At 37.6% G+C, this 18,540-nt stretch carries 18 protein-coding genes; all 18 read right to left on the reverse strand.

Annotated features, from left to right (window positions below):
• Positions 1 to 8: 8 nt before the first annotated feature.
• The 18 genes from AC1RNS_RS20925 to AC1RNS_RS21010 all read right to left on the reverse strand — a co-directional run bounded on the left by AC1RNS_RS20925 (position 9) and on the right by AC1RNS_RS21010 (position 18,406).
• Positions 9 to 1,631 carry a putative polysaccharide biosynthesis protein gene (locus AC1RNS_RS20925; RefSeq protein ID WP_492995487.1) on the reverse strand — a complete coding sequence of 541 codons (1,623 nt, stop codon included), beginning with the start codon at positions 1,629 to 1,631 and terminating at the stop codon, positions 9 to 11.
• A gap of 161 nt (positions 1,632 to 1,792) precedes the next feature.
• Positions 1,793 to 2,329 carry a stage V sporulation protein T gene (gene spoVT, locus AC1RNS_RS20930; protein WP_427545268.1) on the reverse strand — a complete coding sequence of 179 codons (537 nt, stop codon included), beginning with the start codon at positions 2,327 to 2,329 and terminating at the stop codon, positions 1,793 to 1,795.
• A gap of 318 nt (positions 2,330 to 2,647) precedes the next feature.
• Positions 2,648 to 6,160 carry a transcription-repair coupling factor gene (gene mfd, locus AC1RNS_RS20935; RefSeq protein WP_492995489.1) on the reverse strand — a complete coding sequence of 1,171 codons (3,513 nt, stop codon included), beginning with the start codon at positions 6,158 to 6,160 and terminating at the stop codon, positions 2,648 to 2,650.
• Positions 6,161 to 6,307: 147 nt separating this feature from the next.
• Positions 6,308 to 6,535 (reverse strand): anti-sigma-F factor Fin, encoded by a 228-nt coding sequence (locus AC1RNS_RS20940; protein ID WP_427545272.1) that lies wholly within the window; start codon positions 6,533 to 6,535, stop codon positions 6,308 to 6,310.
• 211 nt (positions 6,536 to 6,746) lie between these two features.
• Positions 6,747 to 7,307, reverse strand: coding sequence for an aminoacyl-tRNA hydrolase (pth, locus tag AC1RNS_RS20945; protein ID WP_492995490.1), 561 nt, complete (start codon positions 7,305 to 7,307; stop codon positions 6,747 to 6,749).
• 150 nt (positions 7,308 to 7,457) lie between these two features.
• Positions 7,458 to 8,036, reverse strand: coding sequence for a 50S ribosomal protein L25/general stress protein Ctc (locus AC1RNS_RS20950; RefSeq protein WP_492995491.1), 579 nt, complete (start codon positions 8,034 to 8,036; stop codon positions 7,458 to 7,460).
• A 246-nt stretch (positions 8,037 to 8,282) separates the two neighbouring features.
• Complete coding sequence (locus tag AC1RNS_RS20955; RefSeq protein ID WP_054772172.1) at positions 8,283 to 9,242, reverse strand: ribose-phosphate diphosphokinase; 960 nt, start codon at positions 9,240 to 9,242, stop codon at positions 8,283 to 8,285.
• A 24-nt stretch (positions 9,243 to 9,266) separates the two neighbouring features.
• On the reverse strand, positions 9,267 to 10,637 hold the full coding sequence (gene glmU, locus AC1RNS_RS20960) for a bifunctional UDP-N-acetylglucosamine diphosphorylase/glucosamine-1-phosphate N-acetyltransferase GlmU (RefSeq protein WP_492995492.1): 1,371 nt from the start codon (positions 10,635 to 10,637) through the stop codon (positions 9,267 to 9,269).
• Positions 10,638 to 10,964: 327 nt separating this feature from the next.
• Complete coding sequence (spoVG, locus tag AC1RNS_RS20965; RefSeq protein ID WP_054772170.1) at positions 10,965 to 11,267, reverse strand: septation regulator SpoVG; 303 nt, start codon at positions 11,265 to 11,267, stop codon at positions 10,965 to 10,967.
• Between the two features lie 212 nt (positions 11,268 to 11,479).
• Positions 11,480 to 11,854 carry a RidA family protein gene (locus AC1RNS_RS20970; RefSeq protein WP_492995493.1) on the reverse strand — a complete coding sequence of 125 codons (375 nt, stop codon included), beginning with the start codon at positions 11,852 to 11,854 and terminating at the stop codon, positions 11,480 to 11,482.
• Positions 11,851 to 12,684, reverse strand: coding sequence for a pur operon repressor (gene purR / locus AC1RNS_RS20975; RefSeq protein ID WP_004229190.1), 834 nt, complete (start codon positions 12,682 to 12,684; stop codon positions 11,851 to 11,853). Before purR ends, AC1RNS_RS20970 begins: the two co-directional genes overlap by 4 nt.
• A gap of 56 nt (positions 12,685 to 12,740) precedes the next feature.
• Positions 12,741 to 13,607 (reverse strand): 4-(cytidine 5'-diphospho)-2-C-methyl-D-erythritol kinase, encoded by an 867-nt coding sequence (gene ispE / locus AC1RNS_RS20980; RefSeq protein WP_492995494.1) that lies wholly within the window; start codon positions 13,605 to 13,607, stop codon positions 12,741 to 12,743.
• A gap of 282 nt (positions 13,608 to 13,889) precedes the next feature.
• Entirely contained in the window at positions 13,890 to 14,072 is a 183-nt protein-coding gene (locus AC1RNS_RS20985; RefSeq protein ID WP_492995495.1) for a small, acid-soluble spore protein, alpha/beta type, read from the reverse strand.
• Positions 14,073 to 14,185: 113 nt separating this feature from the next.
• Entirely contained in the window at positions 14,186 to 14,446 is a 261-nt protein-coding gene (gene veg / locus AC1RNS_RS20990; protein ID WP_283870258.1) for a biofilm formation stimulator Veg, read from the reverse strand.
• Positions 14,447 to 14,602: 156 nt separating this feature from the next.
• Entirely contained in the window at positions 14,603 to 15,484 is an 882-nt protein-coding gene (rsmA, locus tag AC1RNS_RS20995) for a 16S rRNA (adenine(1518)-N(6)/adenine(1519)-N(6))-dimethyltransferase RsmA (protein ID WP_492995497.1), read from the reverse strand.
• A complete protein-coding gene (gene rnmV, locus AC1RNS_RS21000; protein ID WP_492995498.1) occupies positions 15,477 to 16,043 on the reverse strand; it encodes a ribonuclease M5 in 567 nt (188 codons plus the stop codon). The genes rsmA and rnmV overlap by 8 nt, the downstream gene beginning before the upstream one ends.
• Positions 16,044 to 16,288: 245 nt before the next feature.
• Complete coding sequence (locus tag AC1RNS_RS21005) at positions 16,289 to 17,500, reverse strand: resuscitation-promoting factor (RefSeq protein WP_492995499.1); 1,212 nt, start codon at positions 17,498 to 17,500, stop codon at positions 16,289 to 16,291.
• Positions 17,501 to 17,635: 135 nt separating this feature from the next.
• Positions 17,636 to 18,406 (reverse strand): TatD family hydrolase, encoded by a 771-nt coding sequence (locus tag AC1RNS_RS21010; RefSeq protein ID WP_492995501.1) that lies wholly within the window; start codon positions 18,404 to 18,406, stop codon positions 17,636 to 17,638.
• Between the last annotated feature and the right edge of the window lie 134 nt (positions 18,407 to 18,540).

Here is an 18,540-nt window from a genome sequence, read left to right on the forward strand (position 1 = left end):
TAATCCACCTACTTCTTCCGATTTAACCATAATTGATAAACAGCCATTCTACGTCCAAACGGTAGTAAATACCATTCTTTTTCCGCTAACACTCGTAGCTTAGCAATAACTGTCATCATCACAAATGCACCAATACTCACTGCTGAGAAACCAGCTATCACCGCCACCATTCGAGGCGATAAAACAGGATGTAGCAATGCTGGTACAAGCTGCAGCCAAAGTATTACCACAGCTGTCATAGAAATTGCTGCAATGCCAAACTTTTTATAAAAGCTGCTAGGTGCTAATTGCACTGTTGTTATTTTCTTCAAATAGAGAACTAGCATTAGGGCTGTGAACAATAACCCCACATTGTTAGCAATGGCTGCTCCTAAAACGCCAAACAAACGAATAGTCAGCACGTTCAATATTATTTTTAAGATAAAACCAACCGTTAAAAATATAGCTGGCTTTTTTAATTTTCCATAGCCTTGTAAAATAGCTGTGAACGTCAAAATAATTGACAAAGGGACGATTTGTAATACATATACCATGAGCACTTCTGACAGTGCGTCCGTTTTAAAGAGCATTTCATTAATATAGTGCATAACTAGTACTAAGCCTAAAGATGCTGCTCCTCCAAATAGCACAGATGCTCTATATGTCAGCTGTATAAATGGAATGGCATTCCGACCTTCCTGCTTTTTAGACATATGTGCGACAAGTGGCACAATTGCTAGTGAAAGTGAAGATGCAATGACGACACCTAACTGTACCAAAGGCTGACCTCGATCATAAATACCTTTTGTTTCCTTAGCCATTGTTTGGTCCATGCCGCTATCTAATAACAATGAATAAATTGTAAAGGAATCTACTAACTGATAGCCAAGCAATAACAAGCCACTCATGCTAACACTTAAGCTGAGCAGCGTGACCTCTCTAATAATTGGATAGCCCGCGTAGCTCTGCTGTAATTGTTTATCTTTTACTAGTCCAAATCTTTTTTTAAAGATAAATACTAACACTATAAAACCAACAACTTCACCAACGACTGTACCTATAATAGCCATTTGTCCAGCACCGTACAGCGATTTTGTCGTCGCCATTATCATAAATGTACCTGCTAAAATAACTGATACTCTGACAGTTTGCTCAATCACCTGTGCATAGGCTATTGGCTCCATAATCCCTCGTGATTGGAAGCCTCCCTTTAAAACGGCAAGAGCTGGCATAACAAGTACTATAAATGAACCTGTCCGTATTAAAGGTGCAAGTTGGGCATCACCCATAAACTGTGCAATCATATCTGCACCACCAAACAAAGCTGCAAAGAACAACAATGATAATACAGTTAAATATCTAAAAACAATACGCAAAATACTGTTTCGTTTTTTATTTCGCTCCAGTGGATCTACAATGCAATCATTGTCTGCAAGCATCTTAGAAATGGCTACTGCAAAACCACTAGATGTCCATACAACAAAAATAGAAATGACTGGATACACTTGCTGATAAATATAAAAGCCTTCATCACCAACAAGATTTTGAAAAGGCACACGATAAATTGCACTAAGAATTTTTACTATAAGAGCTGCAATTGTAAGCAGGGCTGCACCCTTCATGTAGCTTTTCATGCCAAAACGTTCCGACATAAAATGCCCTCTTTCCTTCTTTTACAATGCCAATAGTATAGCATATCTCAAAAGTTTGACGCGCCTTATAGCATCTCTTTTTATTATCGACATAAAGACTATGTACAAAAAAAGTTATTGTTCAGCCCAAAGAAGGTCATCGCAATAACTTTAAATTTCAACTAAGTATTCATTTGTTTAGCTAAGAAGTTTGCAGCCGTTTCGACAACTTTTACTTCTACTTCACCTACAAAGTGCACCTTTGATAAAACAATAATACAGCCAATAGGATCACCATTTACCATGATAGGCGTTGCACAATAAGACTTTACTTGCTCATATTGTCCAGGAACAATCTCGATAGTTGTTTCCATTTTCTCTATTTTTGTTGAACGCTCGTCCATAAAGCCCTCTGCAAAGGAAGTAATACGACGATTAATGTACTCTTTTTTACCGATACCTGAGACAGCAATTACTTCATCTCGATCGGTTACAAACGCTGGAGTACCTAACGTTTCATACAATGTTTCCACATACTCTCTTGCGAATTCCCCTAAATCATTAATAGGAGAATATTTCTTTAAAATGACTTCGCCTTCACGATCTGTATAAATTTCAAGCGGGTCACCCTCACGAATACGTAGCGTCCTACGAATTTCTTTTGGAATAACCACACGCCCTAAATCATCAATACGACGAACAATTCCTGTTGCCTTCATTCTTAATGCCTCGCTTTCGCTACAATGAAATTTTTATTCAACTATAGTATGGTTTTTTATGAAACAATCTATGCAAAAACTGAAGAAAAAGGATTTCACAACCAACAATATTTTTCAAAAACCTTAAAATCATGCTTTAAAGGGTATTTGTGTGTAGAATTTAACCTTAATCAACTTATCTTAGAATAACCAATTGAATAAATTTCTATTAGTAATTACTGAAAAAATTTATTGAACAATAATAATCGTCATAATTTTGATCTCATAAAAAAAGAAACGCTGATCGTTATCCTATGTAAGATACAATCAGCTTTTCTTTTAAGGTTGTTTTTTTGCATTAGAAATCATTTGCATCATCTCTTCTAAAATATCAAAAGGCTGATATTTTCCACACTTTCGTTCATCAATTGTTAATTTCAATTGCATATTGTCCATACCGAAGCCAACAGCACGTTCAAATTTCATGGATTGCTCCACAACTTTACCACCATCGACATTTGCCGTACCTTCTTCTGATAATAAAATCGTCATAACTTTTTGCTTTTCCTTTACTGATAAAACGCCGGCATTTAAGCCCCATACCTTCATACGTGCAATTTTTAGTAAGCGCTCTGTTTCAATTGGAAGATCTCCAAATCGGTCTTCTAGTTCCTCAATGATTTCATGATATTCTTCCACCTGATCCATTGCTTTAATACGTTTATACATTTGAATTTTTTGATAGCCATCTGGAATGTATACATCTGGAATATACGCATCAACACTTAATAAAATTTCAATATCAGGTCTTTCTTCTTTTTTCACACCTGTTTGACGCTCTGCAATTGCTTCTTCCAGCATCTGCGAATATAAATCAAAGCCTACTGAATCGATAAAGCCGTGCTGCTGAGCTCCCAATAAGTTTCCGGCACCTCGGATAGATAAATCGCGCATAGCAATTTTAAAGCCTGATCCTAGCTCTGTAAACTCTTTAATTGCCTGTAATCGCTGCTCCGCCACGTCTGTTAAAACCTTATCACGTTGATACATAAAATATGCATAGGCTACTCTATTGGAACGACCTACACGTCCACGCAATTGATAAAGCTGTGCCAAGCCCATTCGGTCAGCATCATGTACAATCAATGTATTTACATTCGGTATATCGACGCCCGTCTCAATGATTGTCGTTGTTACAAGGACATCATAGTCGCCTTCTAAAAAGGCTAATATTACGGATTCGAGCTCTGATTCTGTCATCTTACCATGTGCATGTCCCACACGTGCTTCTGGAACAAGTACTTGAATTTCTTCAACCTTTCGGGCCATGTCCTCTACACGATTGTATAAATAGAACACTTGCCCCCCTCGTGCCATTTCTCGTTCAATGGCTTCACGTACTAATGCTCCACTATGCTCCATTACATACGTTTGTACAGGGAAACGATTGGCTGGTGGTGTTTCAATGACAGATAAATCACGGACACCTACCATCGACATATGAAGCGTTCTTGGAATTGGCGTAGCCGTAAGTGTTAAGACGTCTACATTTGTTTTTAACTGTTTAATTTTTTCCTTGTGTGTGACACCAAAACGCTGCTCCTCATCAACAATAAGCAGTCCAAGGTCTTGGAACGTTAAATCTTTCGATAAAATTCGGTGTGTACCTATAACAATATCAATTTGCCCTTCCTTTAATCCCTTTAGCGTTGCAGTTTGCTCTTTTTTTGTACGGAAGCGAGATAGGAGACCCACATTCATTGCAAAATCCTGAAAGCGTTCACGAATTGTTTCGTAATGCTGCTGAGCCAAAATAGTTGTTGGCACCAGAAAGGCCACTTGTTTTCCATCCTGTATTGCTTTAAACGCAGCTCGAATAGCTACCTCTGTTTTTCCATAGCCCACGTCACCACATACAAGACGGTCCATAGGGCGTTCACGCTCCATATCACGCTTTACTTCAATAATGGAACGTAATTGATCCTCTGTTTCCTCATAAGGGAAGGAAGCTTCAAAATTGCGCTGATCATCGTTGTCAGGAGCAAATGGATGTCCCTTCTCAGCTTCACGCTTCGCGTAGAGCTTAATCAAATCATCAGCAATATCTTGCACAGCTGAGGATACCTTAGCTTTGGTCTTTTTCCATTCTGCCCCACCAAGTTTATGTAGCTTCGGTTCACGGTCTTCAGATGCCACATATTTTTGAATTAAGTCAATTTGCTCTACCGGCACATATAATTTATCATCAGCTCGGTAGCGAATGTGTAAATAATCTTTATGTGTACCATTTACCTCTAAGGTTTCTACACCTATATATTTCCCAATACCATGATGAACATGAACAACGTAGTCACCAGGTTTAATTTCTGTATAGCTTTTAATACGTTCTGCATTGGTCATTTTTTGAGGGCGTGCTTTTTTCTTTACCTGCTGCTTAAAAAGCTCATCCTCTGTCACAATTGTTAAGCGTTGCAGAGGGAGCTCAAAACCGCTAGAAAGTGTACCATCTACAATATATATACCCGGTTCTGTTGGCTCACCATTTACTGTATGAATATCATATTCCTCTAGCATCTGCTGAATGCGTTTAACACGCTCTTTATCTCGAGCAACGATAAGTACTGTAAATTTACCAAGTAACCAACGCTCAACCTCACTTTGTAACAATGCCATTTGCCCATGAAACTGTTGCATTGGTTTACAAGAAAAATTCGTTGTCTTATTAAATGTTACACCTGCAAAAGTTCGAGAAAATAAGGAGAAATACAATTTTTGCTGAGACATCATTGCCAAAATTTCTTTTAAGGAGAAAGCTGGTTTTACATCATGAACCATTTTACCTTCTTCAATTAACGATAAAAACCATTCATCCTCTTCACGTTCCCAAGCATCCATAACTTCTTGAATACGACCAAGCTCATCAAATAATACGATTCCATCATGAGCAAAATAATCACCGAGATATGCTGTTTTCTCATACAACAACGAACCATATTTGTTTACATAGTCTGGTAAATTCCCCTGTTGTAACAATTCAATATCATATTGAATATGCTGATACAGCAGCTCTTTAGTCTCCTGTTTCTTAACCTTCTTTAAGCTTGTTGCTAAAGCGGTTTCTAGGCGACCAGCCAATGCCACTCTTTCTTCCCTCGTTAAAATTGCTTCTGAAGCAGGGAGGATGCGGATTGTTTGTAATTTATCAATGGATCGCTGATCATCTGCTGAAAATGTTCGAATCGAATCCACCTCTGTATCGAATAACTCAATACGAATTGGGGACTCTAAATAAGGCGGATAAATATCTAAAATACCGCCACGCAACGCGAATTCTCCAGGTGTTGTCACCATTGAATTACGGACGTATCCCATTTCCACTAATGTTTGTAGCCATTCATCAATTTGAATATCTTCACCTACTGCAGTTTGTAAAAAGTATTGTAGCCAATGTTCTTTTGGCTGCATCATTTTACGTAAGCCTGCAACTGGTATTACATAAACAGCCTTTTCACCTCTAGCTAGACAATCGAGTGTAGCAATACGTTCTGCACGTAACTCAGGTGACGCTACAGATAAATCTGCGGCAATAAACTCATCAGCAGGATAATAATGAACATACTCTTCACCTAACATTCCAGCAAGCTCATCAACCATCTTTTGTGCTTGCAATAAATTAGGAGAAACTATATAGATCGGTTTTTGTACATATTCGAATAACGCATCGACCAATACTGGGCGTGCGCTTCCTGTTAGTCCTGTAATAAGCTGTGATGCAGTATGACCGCTCTGAATCTCCTGTAAAAATGAAGTGATATGTTTGTCCTGCGACACTAACTGTCGTAAAACTTCCACAGTCAAAAGCTCCTTTCCTTTCAGCGCGTAATTCTATCGCCATATACTATGAATCTAGTACGATAATACGTATCAATTTATGTTCATTCATTTGTTAAACGGAAAAAGCTTTGAACGCACACAATGTGCGCCAAAGCATCTCTCCAATTATTGAATCCATTTATTGAGTGCATGATAATCTGGATATTGTCTCAGCGAATCCTCACATTGCTCACAAATGCAGTGCACAGTTGTGTGTCCATGTTGATCTTTCTCAACATAATCATCCGCTTCTCCCATTTCGAAAATATGCAGCTTTCGAATCGTATCATCTGCATCAAATGGGAGTGTCCCTATTTCTACTTCACAATGCCGACATCGATAGCGAACTGACATCTCCAAATCATCCTCCTTTAAGCAACTTACTACTTAAAGTATAGACATTTCTAAAAAGGATTATGCACTATTCAATATTCACTAAGCATGAATGTTTTAATTCTTTAATTTAAAAAAGAATAATCTTAGCATTGTGTTGGAGACTATCAATAATACTGATTTTGACACTTACATCCACAAAACGTTGAAACTTATAGCCCTTTTTATTTGACTATCCGTTAAAATGATTCATGACATCAAGAAATGGCTTTGAAAGAGATGCTTCAACTGCATTTACGCACTTTTCAACAGCGTTCTCAATGGCAGCTTGGTCTTCTTTTAAAAATTTTGACAACACATAATCTGCGACCTTCATACCTGCTGGTGGGCGACTCACCCCCACACGGATACGATTAAACTCTTGCGTGCCTAAATGTTGAATCAATGACTTAATTCCGTTATGTCCGCCTGCACTACCTTTTTGACGAAGGCGTAATTTACCTGTTTCTAAATCTAAATCATCATAGATAACAATTAAGTTTTCTACATCAATATCAAAATAATTCATCAGAGGTCCAACACATTCCCCTGATAAATTCATATATGTTAAAGGTTTAACAAGTAGAACCTTTCCTTCTGGACGATGTACAGTTGCATACATGCCATTAAATTTAGAATTTGTTAAAGGCGCGCCCCATTTCTCAGCTATTGCATCAATAATATCAAAGCCAATGTTATGTCTTGTATGTTCATAAGGCTTACCTGGGTTTCCTAAACCAACAATAATTTCCATAAGTACTCCTCTTCTTTTCCATCTAATAGTCATTATTTTACCATATCGTACACTAAGAAAGCATTTTGTACATTCTTGGCTAAAAAATATTTAAAATAAAAAAGGCTACTAAAGAGGTGCAGCCCCTTTAATAGCCTTAGCAATATATTGTTATTCTTGTTCTTCCTCTGTAGTTTCAATAGCAGCTGGAGCCATAAGTGTGACCAAGATATGATCATCTTCACTAACAACATCAAAACCAATACCCTCACGAATATCAGCTACCGTGATAGCTTCGCCAATTTTAAGATTCGTAATATCGATTTCAATTGCTTCAGGCAAATCAGCTGGCTTCACTTTAATTTTCATCTCTAAGTTAGGCTGCATCAAAATACCGCCCTCACTGACACCAATTGACTCACCAACTAGTTTAATAGGGACGTCTGCTTCTAATGCTTCAGACATATTAATGGCTAAAAAGTCTACATGGTTTACTTCATCTCTTAAAGAGCACTGTTGGATTTCTGACACAACAACATTTACCCTTTTCCCTTCTAACTCCATCGAGAACACACTGTTTTGTCCATTTTTTTGAATAGATTTTTTAAATTCTTTCGCTGAAATAGAAATTGGGGTTGAAACTAAATTATAGCCGTAAATAACCGCAGGAATGGCTCCCCCTTTTCTAAGTTGGGTTAAAGTCGAACGATGCCCAGCTTCGCGCTTTGTAACACTTAATACTGTACTCATATCTATATCTTCCCCTTCTAAGAAAAATTATTTACGCCTTACTACAAATGTCACTACACTCAAAGGATACGCATGACATCTGTTGAAGGCTATAATAATATTCACTTCTACTTTGTCAGTCGTGAAATATTATTAAGTCACAATTACCATTATACCCTTTTATAAGAAAATTCACACAAAAGAGACCTATAAAAAAACAAATCTACCTGTAAAGATAGATTTGTTCTTTATTTAGCCATATATTTATTAATCGAATAGAGTACTTACAGATTTGTTTTCATAAACACGAGAAATTGCATCAGCCATTAATTTAGCTACAGAAAGCTCCGTAATTTTTGGTGATTTTTTCTCTTCAGCCAACTGAATTGTATTTGTTACAACTAATTCTTTTATTGCAGAATTTTCGATACGTTCGATAGCTGGACCAGATAGTACTGGGTGAGAGCAGCAAGCATAAACTTCCTTCGCACCAGCAGCACGTAATGCATCTGCACCAATCGTAATCGTACCTGCAGTGTCAATAATATCATCAATCAAGATTGCCACTTTACCATCAACATTACCAACAATGTTCATTACTTCTGCAACGTTTGGTTTTGGACGACGTTTGTCAATAATTGCAATCGGTGCTTTTAAACGTTCTGCCATTTTACGAGCACGTGTTACACCACCATGGTCTGGAGAAACTACTACAATTTCATCCGCTGGAATACCTTTTGATTTGAAGTAGTCAGATAATAAAGGTACCGCCATTAAGTGGTCGATCAAGATATCAAAGAATCCTTGAATTTGTGGTGCGTGTAGATCCAATACGATAACACGTGTCGCACCAGCAGTTTCAAGTAAGTTAGCCACTAATTTAGCTGTAATTGGCTCACGTGCCTTTGCTTTACGGTCTTGTCGTGCATATCCATAATAAGGCATTACAACGTTTACTGTACGAGCAGACGCGCGTTTAACTGCATCTACCATAATTAAAAGCTCCATTAAATGTTCGTTTACAGGTGCAGAAGTAGACTGCACGATAAACACATCACAACCACGAATACTTTCTTCAATGCTAATTTGAATCTCTCCATCACTGAAGTGCTTAACAGAAGATTTACCTAATTCAACGCCCATTTCTTGCGCGATTTCTTGAGCAAGTGGATTATTGGAATTAAGTGAAAATATTTTTAATTGTGAGTTTGCATAATGATACGGCATGATGGCCTCCTGTTTAGTTGATAATTATTTTGAATTTAATTTGCTTACATAATTCGGTTTGTTTTCTTGTCTTGCACGAGCAATGGCAAGTGCGTCTTCAGGAACTTCTTTTGTAATTGTAGATCCTGCTGCAATAAATGAACCTTTTCCAACTTTCACTGGTGCTACTAAGTTAGTATTACATCCTACAAATACATCATCTTCAATAATTGTTTGGAACTTGTTTTTTCCGTCATAGTTGACAGTAATGGAACCACAACCAATATTAACATTGTTGCCAATTTCCGCATCGCCAATATAGCTTAAGTGCGATACCTTTGAGTCATTCCCAAGCTTACTTTTCTTCACTTCTACAAAGTTACCAATTTTCACATGGCTACCGATATCAGAAAGTGGTCGAATATTTGCAAATGGTCCAATCGCTGTATCTTCTGCTACAGCGCTTTCACGTACAACAGAAGAATGCACTGTTGTACGATCACCAATGCGGCTATCTATAATTTGCGAGTTAGGGCCAATTAGACAATCCTCTCCAATAACTGTCTTCCCTTCAATCATAGAGCCTGGTTGAATAACCGTATCACGGCCAATCATAGCCTCTGCACTTATATAGGTTGCCTCTGGATTAATGATAGATACACCATTATGCATATGCTGCTCATTAATTCTTGTACGCATTAATGTCTCTGCTTGTGATAGAGCAACACGATCATTGACACCAAGTGTTTCCTCGAAATCTTCAGTTACATACGCTTCAACAATCTCGCCTTGCTTTTGTAATATTTCAATGACATCAGGTAAATAATACTCACCTTGAGCATTGTCATTTTTCACAAGCTTTAACGTCTCAAATAAAGATTTGTTATCAAAACAGTATGTGCCCGTATTAATTTCTTTTACTAATTGCTGCTCTGTAGAAGCATCCTTTTGTTCAACAATTTGCTCCACTTGTCCATTGTCACCGCGTAAAATACGACCATAACCTGTTGGATTATCTGCAATGGCAGTTAAAATGGTTGCCTTGGCACCCTTTGTTTGATGATGCTCAAATAAAGCCTGCATCGTTTCAGGGCGAATAAGCGGCGTATCACCACAGACAACTAATGTTGTCCCTTCTTCATTACCTAAAATAGCCTCTGCCTGTTGAACAGCATGTGCAGTACCTAGTTGTTCTGCTTGTAAAACATACTCGCTTTTATCACCAAGCTGTTGTTGTACTTTTTCTGCACCATGTCCTACGACCGTTACGATGCGATTTACATCTAACGTTTGAATATGATCCACCACATGTTGAACCATAGGCTTCCCACATACTGGATGGAGCACTTTATATAATTTGGACTTCATACGTGTACCTTGACCTGCAGCCAAAATGACAGCAAAAATGTTGCTCATCTGTAAGTCCTCCAATACGCTCATTTTCTCTTATGACTATATAGCAAAATTCATCTATTTTCAAGGTATGTAGACTTGACAAAAAGATGAATTCCTAAATCAAATGCACCTTATGCTCGATTGTTTGTATGTATGTCCATAAACTACTGTTTTTCTCTTATTTCCAAAATAAAAAGAACTCTCCGAATAAGAAGAGCTCTTAATATTTATTTTCACCAATAATACGCTTCATTTGAAACATTTGAACAGATTAACAAATCATGCGATTTATTAATTGCTCTAAACTTTTCACAGCCTGTACTTTGATAAACAATAATATTTTTCTTGCTAAACGCCAATTCCTTCTAATTCTTCAGCTTTATCGGCCTCTTCTGATTCGCTTGAATTGTGATACTCGTTTAAAATAATCTCCTGAATTTTATTACGAGTAGTCGAATTAATCGGATGCGCAATATCTCTAAATTCACCGTCTGGCGTTCGTTTACTTGGCATAGCCACAAATAATCCAGTATTTCCATCAATTACTCGAATATCGTGAACTACAAACTCATTGTCGAGTGTAATGGAAGCAATCGCACGCATGCGACCATCCGTCTGAACACGACGCAATCTTACATCAGTAACTTCCATTTTCTCACCACCTCTCTTCTTAGATGCCTAAATGAAAATATAATATTCTTAATTACCGAATATTTTCCTTTTCATAGTCTATCAAATTTTCTAAAAAATTTGAATACTTATTAATATAATATTTTCTCTAATTTACGTAAATTTTGACAATTGTTTGTCGGCTTAAAAAAAAACTCGCTAAAAGATTGTCCTTTTAGCGAGCTTTACCATTTCTATTTAACGATGGCAATAACTTCAATTTCTACTTTTACATCCTTTGGAAGGCGTGCAACCTCTACAGCAGAGCGAGCAGGTTTATGATCACCGAAGTGACCTGCGTATACCTCATTCATTGCCACAAAATCATTCATGTCCTTCATAAAAACTGTTGTTTTCACAACATGATTTAAAGATGTTCCTGCGGCTTCTAAAACTGCTTTTAAATTAGCAAACACTTGGTTTGTTTGAACTGTAATATCACCCTCTACCAATTCACCAGTTGCCGTTAACGGGATTTGGCCAGAGCTGTAAAACATACCATTTATAATAATTCCTTGCGAATATGGTCCGATTGCTGCTGGTGCATTTGTTGTTGCTACTACTTTCATTTGTCATGTCCCCTTTTAGAAAAATAGTTACCTTCACTTAATGCAATTGTACGGTCTTTTTCGTTGACCTCATGAAGCTTAACAAGAGAATAATAATCATCTACTAAAGTTTCATCCGCATGCTCAGCTTCTACAAGCACTGCAATACCAGCTAGCTGACAGTCAAACTCCTCTAATAGATTTTTCATGCCATTCATTGTACCACCGACCTTCATAAAGTCGTCGGTAATAAGCACTCGTTGTCCACTCTTCATGCTTCTTTTTGATAATACCATTGTCTGAATCCTTCTTGAAGAACCAGATACATAGTTGATGCTGACTGTAGAACCTTCAGTTACCTTACTATCTCTTCTGACAACAACAACTGGTACATTTAAATGTCTTGCAATCGCGTGGGCAATAGAAATCCCTTTTGTAGCAACAGTCATAATAACGTCGATTTGTTGATCAGCAAATGCCGATGCAAAGACTTTTCCAACTCGATTAATTAAATCTGGATTGCCGAGTAAGTCCGTCATAAATAAATAACCGCCTGGTAACAAACGATCTGAATGCTCAAGCTCTGCCTTTAAATCTTGAATCACTAAACGTACCTCAGCTTCGGACATTTTAGGAATATACTTTACTCCACCTGCAGCGCCCGGTACTGTCATCAATAACCCGATTCCTTTTTCTTCGAAAGTTTCTTTTACAATCGTTAAATCTTCACTTATGGAGGACTTTGCAGATTGATATAATTCAGAAAAATAAGTTAGCGGGATCAGCTGATGTGGATGTTCTAGTAAATAATACGTCATATCCACTAGTCGTTCACTACGCTTCCATTTCATGCGACCCTCTCCTAAACACGAATATTTATAGGTAAAATTAACACAAATTTGCGGTTTTAAGCAAGCGTATTTCGTTCACCTAAAATACGCACAGCATATACTTCTTCACAAAAACCACGTAAGCCATTATAAATGCGGCTTACTCTAGCCTCGCTATCCACTAGACCAAACACCGTAGGACCGCTTCCGCTCATCAATGTTGCATCCGCTCCAAAGCGCTTCATTTGCTCTTTTAACATAACTACTTCTGGGTGTAGTTTAAATGTTACAGTTTCCAAAACATTTCCTAATGATGAACAAAGCAGCTCATAATCCTCTGTTTCTATAGCACGAATCATTTGCTTGGTATTTGGATGCTCTAGCCCTTCTACTTTGAGTCCACCATATACTTCAGCAGTTGAAACACCAATTTTAGGTTTTGCTAAGACTACCCAACAGTTTGGAGGTGCTGATAATTCCTGAATTCTTTCCCCACGCCCTGTTGCTAATGCAGTGCCACCATAAACACAAAACGAAACATCTGATCCAATTTTTGCACCAAGTTCAGCTAATTCATCAATGGATAACCCTAAATTCCATAGTTCATTCAAACCCTTCAGTGTTGCAGCTGCATCACTGCTGCCCCCTGCAAGACCTGCTGCAATTGGTATTTCTTTTTCTATAGTAATGGATACACCTTGTCCAATGCCGTATGTATCTTTAATTAGACGCGCTGCCTGATAAGCAAAATTACGGTGATCATTCGGCACAAAGTTATCAGTCGAAATTATTTCTATGACGCCATCTTCTCGGGATTCCAAACTAATACGATCTGCTAAATCGACAGTTGTCATGACCATCTCTACTTCGTGATAATTATCTGGTCTTTTATAAAGTACATCTAATGTTAAATTTATTTTTGCAGGCGCCTTTACATAAAGCATCTTTCTTCCTCCCTTATAGCTACACTTATCAATTATGCTTTGTCGCAATTATTGGCTGGCGCTCCATTAGCTCTTCGCTTTCGCAACAACCTTTCAACTTACGTACAAGATTATTCATTTTATTTTACCATAATGGGAACACGAAAATGGAAAAAAAGAACCGTATACCCCTAATCGGCGTAACGGTTCTCTCTCGTCAGTTGTGTTGTTGTGTCAGCAGAAAAATTTCATCCCTGCTAAACGAAATTATTTTTTATAAGTTGGCCATTTTAAAAAAATAGTCTACTTATTGTGGTCTTGCTCATTACTTGCTCGTTCAGCCATTTCTATGGCACGTTTGACCATATTACCTGCGTCACGAGCTTTAATGCCGCCCCAGCCTTCTCGTTGCACAACATCATAAAATCCAAGCTCTTTTGCGATCTCTTCTTTTAATCGAGGTGACATGATACCTTTTCTAGGCATATAAACTCCTCCTTTAACAACTGACGAATTTAGTATGTCCCGAAAAACGCAAAACACTCATGCAGTTTTTAACATGCATGAGTGTTTCAGAATATAGAAATAAGTACTAGAAACTATTTTGCGACAGCAGCTTTTGCTTCGTCTAAAAAAGTAATCTCTACTGCTTCAGTTAAAATATCTGTGTAGCTATACGATACGCGCTTGCACGTATTGTCCTCTTGATCAAGCTCAACTACAAAGATAGCACGATATGTCTCACGCAATATCCCTGCACACTCGACCGTTTTCTTGCGACCTCCGTTTGCTCTTAACTGCAAACGTTTACCCAAATGACAATCCAACGACTTTTTAATGTCCGCTAAAGTTTTTGGCATTTTCGCTTACACCTCACTACTAAATAGTATAAGCGATACGCCCAAAAATGTCAACAAAATATAATATTTTATCAGCCCTGAATAAATATTGTCAACTTATTTTTTATGAAAAATTATGTTTTTTTTACTTGTAGGGAAAAATGTTAACAAAATTTCTTACTTTACAAATGTCGGATAGAGCGCATCCGCTAATTTTCCAAACTCTTGAATGCTAAGTGTTTCTCCTCGTCGAGTTGGCTCTATATTAACTGCTGTTAAAGCCTCTAAAATTTTCTCTTTATACTGCTTTCCATTCGGTAAACCTGATTGCAAATTATTGAAGATTGTTTTTCTTCGCTGCACAAAGGATGCACGTGTCACAACAAATAAGAAATCCTCATCTATCACTTTTACAGGGGGTTCATCATGCTTAATTAAGCGAATGACCGCAGAATCTACATTTGGCTGTGGCATGAATACAGTTTTTGGCACCGTCATAGCAATATCAGCCTTCACATAATATTGGATTGCTATCGATAATGAACCATACTCTTTCGTTCCTGGTTTGGCTGTTATACGATCTGCAACCTCCTTTTGCATCATGACGACAAAGCCTCTTATTGGTAAGCGGTCATTTAGCAATTTCATCAAAATTGGGGTTGTCACATAATATGGCAAATTAGCTACTACCATAATATCCTCAATACCTGGCATCTCTTCCTCAATTACTTTAAGAACATCTGCCTTTAAAATATCTGAATGTACAATCGTCACATTATTATATGGACTTAAAGTATCTTCTAATACTGGTAATAGCCGCTGATCAATTTCAAAGGATACCACCTTTTTTGCACTTCTAGCTAAGTGTTCTGTTAATGCTCCAATGCCAGGACCAACCTCAATTGCACCACTATTTTCAGTTAAATTTGCATGACTAACAATATTTCTTAAGATGTTTGGGTCTATTAAAAAATTTTGACCTAAGCTTTTTTTAAATGAAAATCCATATTTTTTTAAAATTTCTTGCGTTCTGATTGGTGTTGCAATATCCTTATGCATTGTTTTCCTCCTGATCTAGCTGTGCGACGGCCGCACCAAATTGCTGTTCTGTAATTTGAAACATTTTCAATCTTTTGTGAAGCTGCTTACCATTTGTTGCGCCAATATTCAACAGCTCCCCAAGACGATCCCGACGATATTTTGCCTGTGGATGTCCAATTAAACGTGCTGTCATTAAATCCTCTAGCGTTATATCATCAGTAATCTGCTCTTCACTATTTGGCGTATAGACCTGTTGTAGTGCCTTACGTATATCCTCATCTGCTGCGTGCTCAATTCCAAGCCCTTTACCGTTTTTGGCAATCGTTTTTGCTTTTGGTAAGAAAGCATGCTTAACACCTTTCACACGCTCTTCTATAATTGCACGAATTCGACGTCCTGGATAATCAGGATCAGTAAAAACAATTACACCTCTTTTATCCTGTGCATGCTGAATTCGCTTCAGCGTTTCCTCTGAAATTGCTGAACCATTTGTTTCTATAGTATCTGCCTGTACAGCTCTTTTAATGGCAGTTGTATCATCTTTCCCCTCAACCACAATGATTTCTTTTATTTGCAAAAAGGCTCCTCTTTTCTACCTTATCTTCAGACCATTTTACAACTGCACTGTATGATTGTACAGAAATACACGGTTATGTATTGTTAACACTTGACCTATGGACATAGTATTTGCATTCTGCCTAGAGGGTACAATCTGTTTTTAGATATAAAAATTACTAAATAAAGATAAAAAAGCTTTCCCGCCAGTCAAAACAGGAAAGCTAAAGTTAGTGAAAAAACATTTTGATTAATTTTACAAATTTTTTAATTTAATACTTTTATACGCACTTTCTTTACGCCCCACTTACTAGCCTGGGCATCAGAATGTACAAGTATATCGATCTTATTACCCTTAATTGCACCGCCAGTATCCCCAGCCACTGCTGTTCCATAGCCTTCAACCCATACTTTTGAGCCAAGCTTAATAACAGATGGATCAACCGCAATTACTTTTAATCCAGCGCCTGAACGTAAATTAATGCCAGTGGCAGATGTACCTGAGCATCCTTTACAGTATGGTGTATAGGCCGTTGCAGTAACATAAAATTCTTTACCGTTAGCTGGCTCTGCTGAACCACGTGAAACAGTCGCCGCACTTGCCACAACAGTTTTAGTACCTACTGCAACCACTTGCTTCTGCGGCTCTTTTAAAACCTTTTCAGTTTTCAAATTTTTGGCTACCACTTTACCATTTTCTTTCACGACTTCAAACGTTCGAGAAATAGAACCTTTCTCGCCCGTTGTCACCACTTTTTGTTTTCCCTTCTGCAACGAAGCATCCTGCTTCTTTTCAACTGCGAAATCTAAAGAGTCTTCCACTACATCGATAACCTTTTCTACGCGAACTACTGTGATTTTACTCTTCGGAGTAAGAACGTCCTCGAGGTTATTTTCGACACGATCGAATTCATTAAGCTGAATTCCTTGTTGTTTTAAAAAGTTAGCGACCGTAGTCGAAGTGGACCATACTTGTCTTTCTTTTACACCATCGACAAGAGCTACTTGAAACGCTTTTTGAATATCAATTTTGTTCTCTGCTCCTACTTCTGTATCCAGACCTTGTACTAAAGAGTCATGCTCAGATACTTGAATATTCGCTTCTTTCAAAATGTCTTTCACTAGTGTTTCAGTTGTCCAAACTTTTGACTGATTTCCATCAACTGAAATAGTTACTTCTTTTGCCTGTTCCCATGCAATTGCTAATCCATTAACAATTTTGGTGTTCAGAGAGGGTGATATTTTGTCATGCTCTGCTATGTCTATATTTTGATCTTGTAATAATTGTTCTACAGTTTTGGCATGTGTTGCTACTTCAATTTTTTCTCCGTTTGCTTCAAGCGTTACGGTTTGTTTAGTACCTTGATAAAGTACAAATGAAATTACAGATACAAACAGGACAAGTGAAATAACTCTTATCACTGTTTGCTTACTCCTCAATGATCCTAAGAACAAGTTTTTCATGGAATTATTTGACATGAAAAAACGCCTCCTTAATACAAGGTTGGATTATACGGACTAGTTTTGGCACTGTCAACCCGAAAGTATTTCTAAGAAAATTGACTTTGCCATTTTGACCAACCACAAACCCAATATTGGAGGCATCTCGGCTAGTTAAACGTCAATCCTAAAAAATTTTTTCGCATTGGCTGTTGTTACCTGTGCAATTTCCTCAATCTTTAACCCTTTTAAACGCGCAATTTCTTCTGCCACTAATGGCACAAAGGCTGGCTCATTACGCTTTCCTCGATATGGATGAGGCGCTAGATACGGTGCATCTGTTTCAATCATCAAATGCTCTAACGGTATTTCTGTCGCCACTTCCTTGGGCATCCGTGCATTTTTAAATGTCACCGGCCCACCAAGGCTAATCATAAAATTCATAGCAATACATTCATGTGCTGTTTCTACACTACCACTATAGCAATGCATAACCCCACCAACGGATGCTGCATTTTCTTCACGTAAAATTTGTACAACATCCCCTGTTGCATCTCTGTTATGAATAATGATTGGTAAATTCACCTTTTGCGCTAAATGAATTTGCTTGCGGAAAAGTGCTTGTTGAACTTCCTTTGGGGATTTATCCCAATAGTAGTCCAACCCAGTTTCACCAATACCAACTATTTTTGGATGTGCTGTTAATTCCTCAATCCAATTCAAATCTTCTTGTGTACAATCAATCGCATCAACAGGGTGCCAGCCAATGACACCATAAACAAAATCATATTGTTCAATCAGTTGCATTGTCTTTTCAATGGTTTTACGATCAAATCCAACTACAACCATTGTTTCTACTTTTGCCTCAAGGGCTCTATCAATAACCTCTTGTAGATCTTCTGTGTACTGATCTGCGTTTAAGTGTACATGTGTATCGATGAACATTGTCATTCTCCTAACATTGATTTTATTAAAAATTATTATTTCTTTTTTTGCGTAAGTATTACAAATACATTACAAACAATTTGGTATTGTGACATTACACATAAACCTAAATGCCTGATTCGATACTAAATACC

Source organism: Lysinibacillus sp. GW821-FHT14F06 (genome assembly GCF_058803665.1).

Excerpts from the sequence above, each read along its gene's own strand:
- glmU (WP_492995492.1), bottom strand. The coding sequence starts at position 10,637 with ATGAGCAACATTTTTGCTGTCATTTTGGCTGCAGGTCAAGGTACACGT.
- ispE (WP_492995494.1), bottom strand. The coding sequence starts at position 13,607 with ATGCTTTATGTAAAGGCGCCTGCAAAAATAAATTTAACATTAGATGTA.
- AC1RNS_RS21010 (WP_492995501.1), bottom strand. The coding sequence starts at position 18,406 with ATGTTCATCGATACACATGTACACTTAAACGCAGATCAGTACACAGAA.
- AC1RNS_RS20970 (WP_492995493.1), bottom strand. The coding sequence starts at position 11,854 with ATGAAAGTAGTAGCAACAACAAATGCACCAGCAGCAATCGGACCATAT.
- AC1RNS_RS20950 (WP_492995491.1), bottom strand. The coding sequence starts at position 8,036 with ATGAGTACAGTATTAAGTGTTACAAAGCGCGAAGCTGGGCATCGTTCG.
- veg (WP_283870258.1), bottom strand. The coding sequence starts at position 14,446 with ATGCCAAAAACTTTAGCGGACATTAAAAAGTCGTTGGATTGTCATTTG.
- AC1RNS_RS21005 (WP_492995499.1), bottom strand. The coding sequence starts at position 17,500 with ATGTCAAATAATTCCATGAAAAACTTGTTCTTAGGATCATTGAGGAGT.
- pth (WP_492995490.1), bottom strand. The coding sequence starts at position 7,307 with ATGGAAATTATTGTTGGTTTAGGAAACCCAGGTAAGCCTTATGAACAT.
- purR (WP_004229190.1), bottom strand. The coding sequence starts at position 12,684 with ATGAAATGGAAGCGTAGTGAACGACTAGTGGATATGACGTATTATTTA.
- AC1RNS_RS20985 (WP_492995495.1), bottom strand. The coding sequence starts at position 14,072 with ATGCCTAGAAAAGGTATCATGTCACCTCGATTAAAAGAAGAGATCGCA.
- rsmA (WP_492995497.1), bottom strand. The coding sequence starts at position 15,484 with ATGCATAAGGATATTGCAACACCAATCAGAACGCAAGAAATTTTAAAA.
- AC1RNS_RS20925 (WP_492995487.1), bottom strand. The coding sequence starts at position 1,631 with ATGTCGGAACGTTTTGGCATGAAAAGCTACATGAAGGGTGCAGCCCTG.
- AC1RNS_RS20940 (WP_427545272.1), bottom strand. The coding sequence starts at position 6,535 with ATGTCAGTTCGCTATCGATGTCGGCATTGTGAAGTAGAAATAGGGACA.
- spoVG (WP_054772170.1), bottom strand. The coding sequence starts at position 11,267 with ATGGAAGTTACTGATGTAAGATTGCGTCGTGTTCAGACGGATGGTCGC.
- AC1RNS_RS20955 (WP_054772172.1), bottom strand. The coding sequence starts at position 9,242 with ATGCCGTATCATTATGCAAACTCACAATTAAAAATATTTTCACTTAAT.
- spoVT (WP_427545268.1), bottom strand. The coding sequence starts at position 2,329 with ATGAAGGCAACAGGAATTGTTCGTCGTATTGATGATTTAGGGCGTGTG.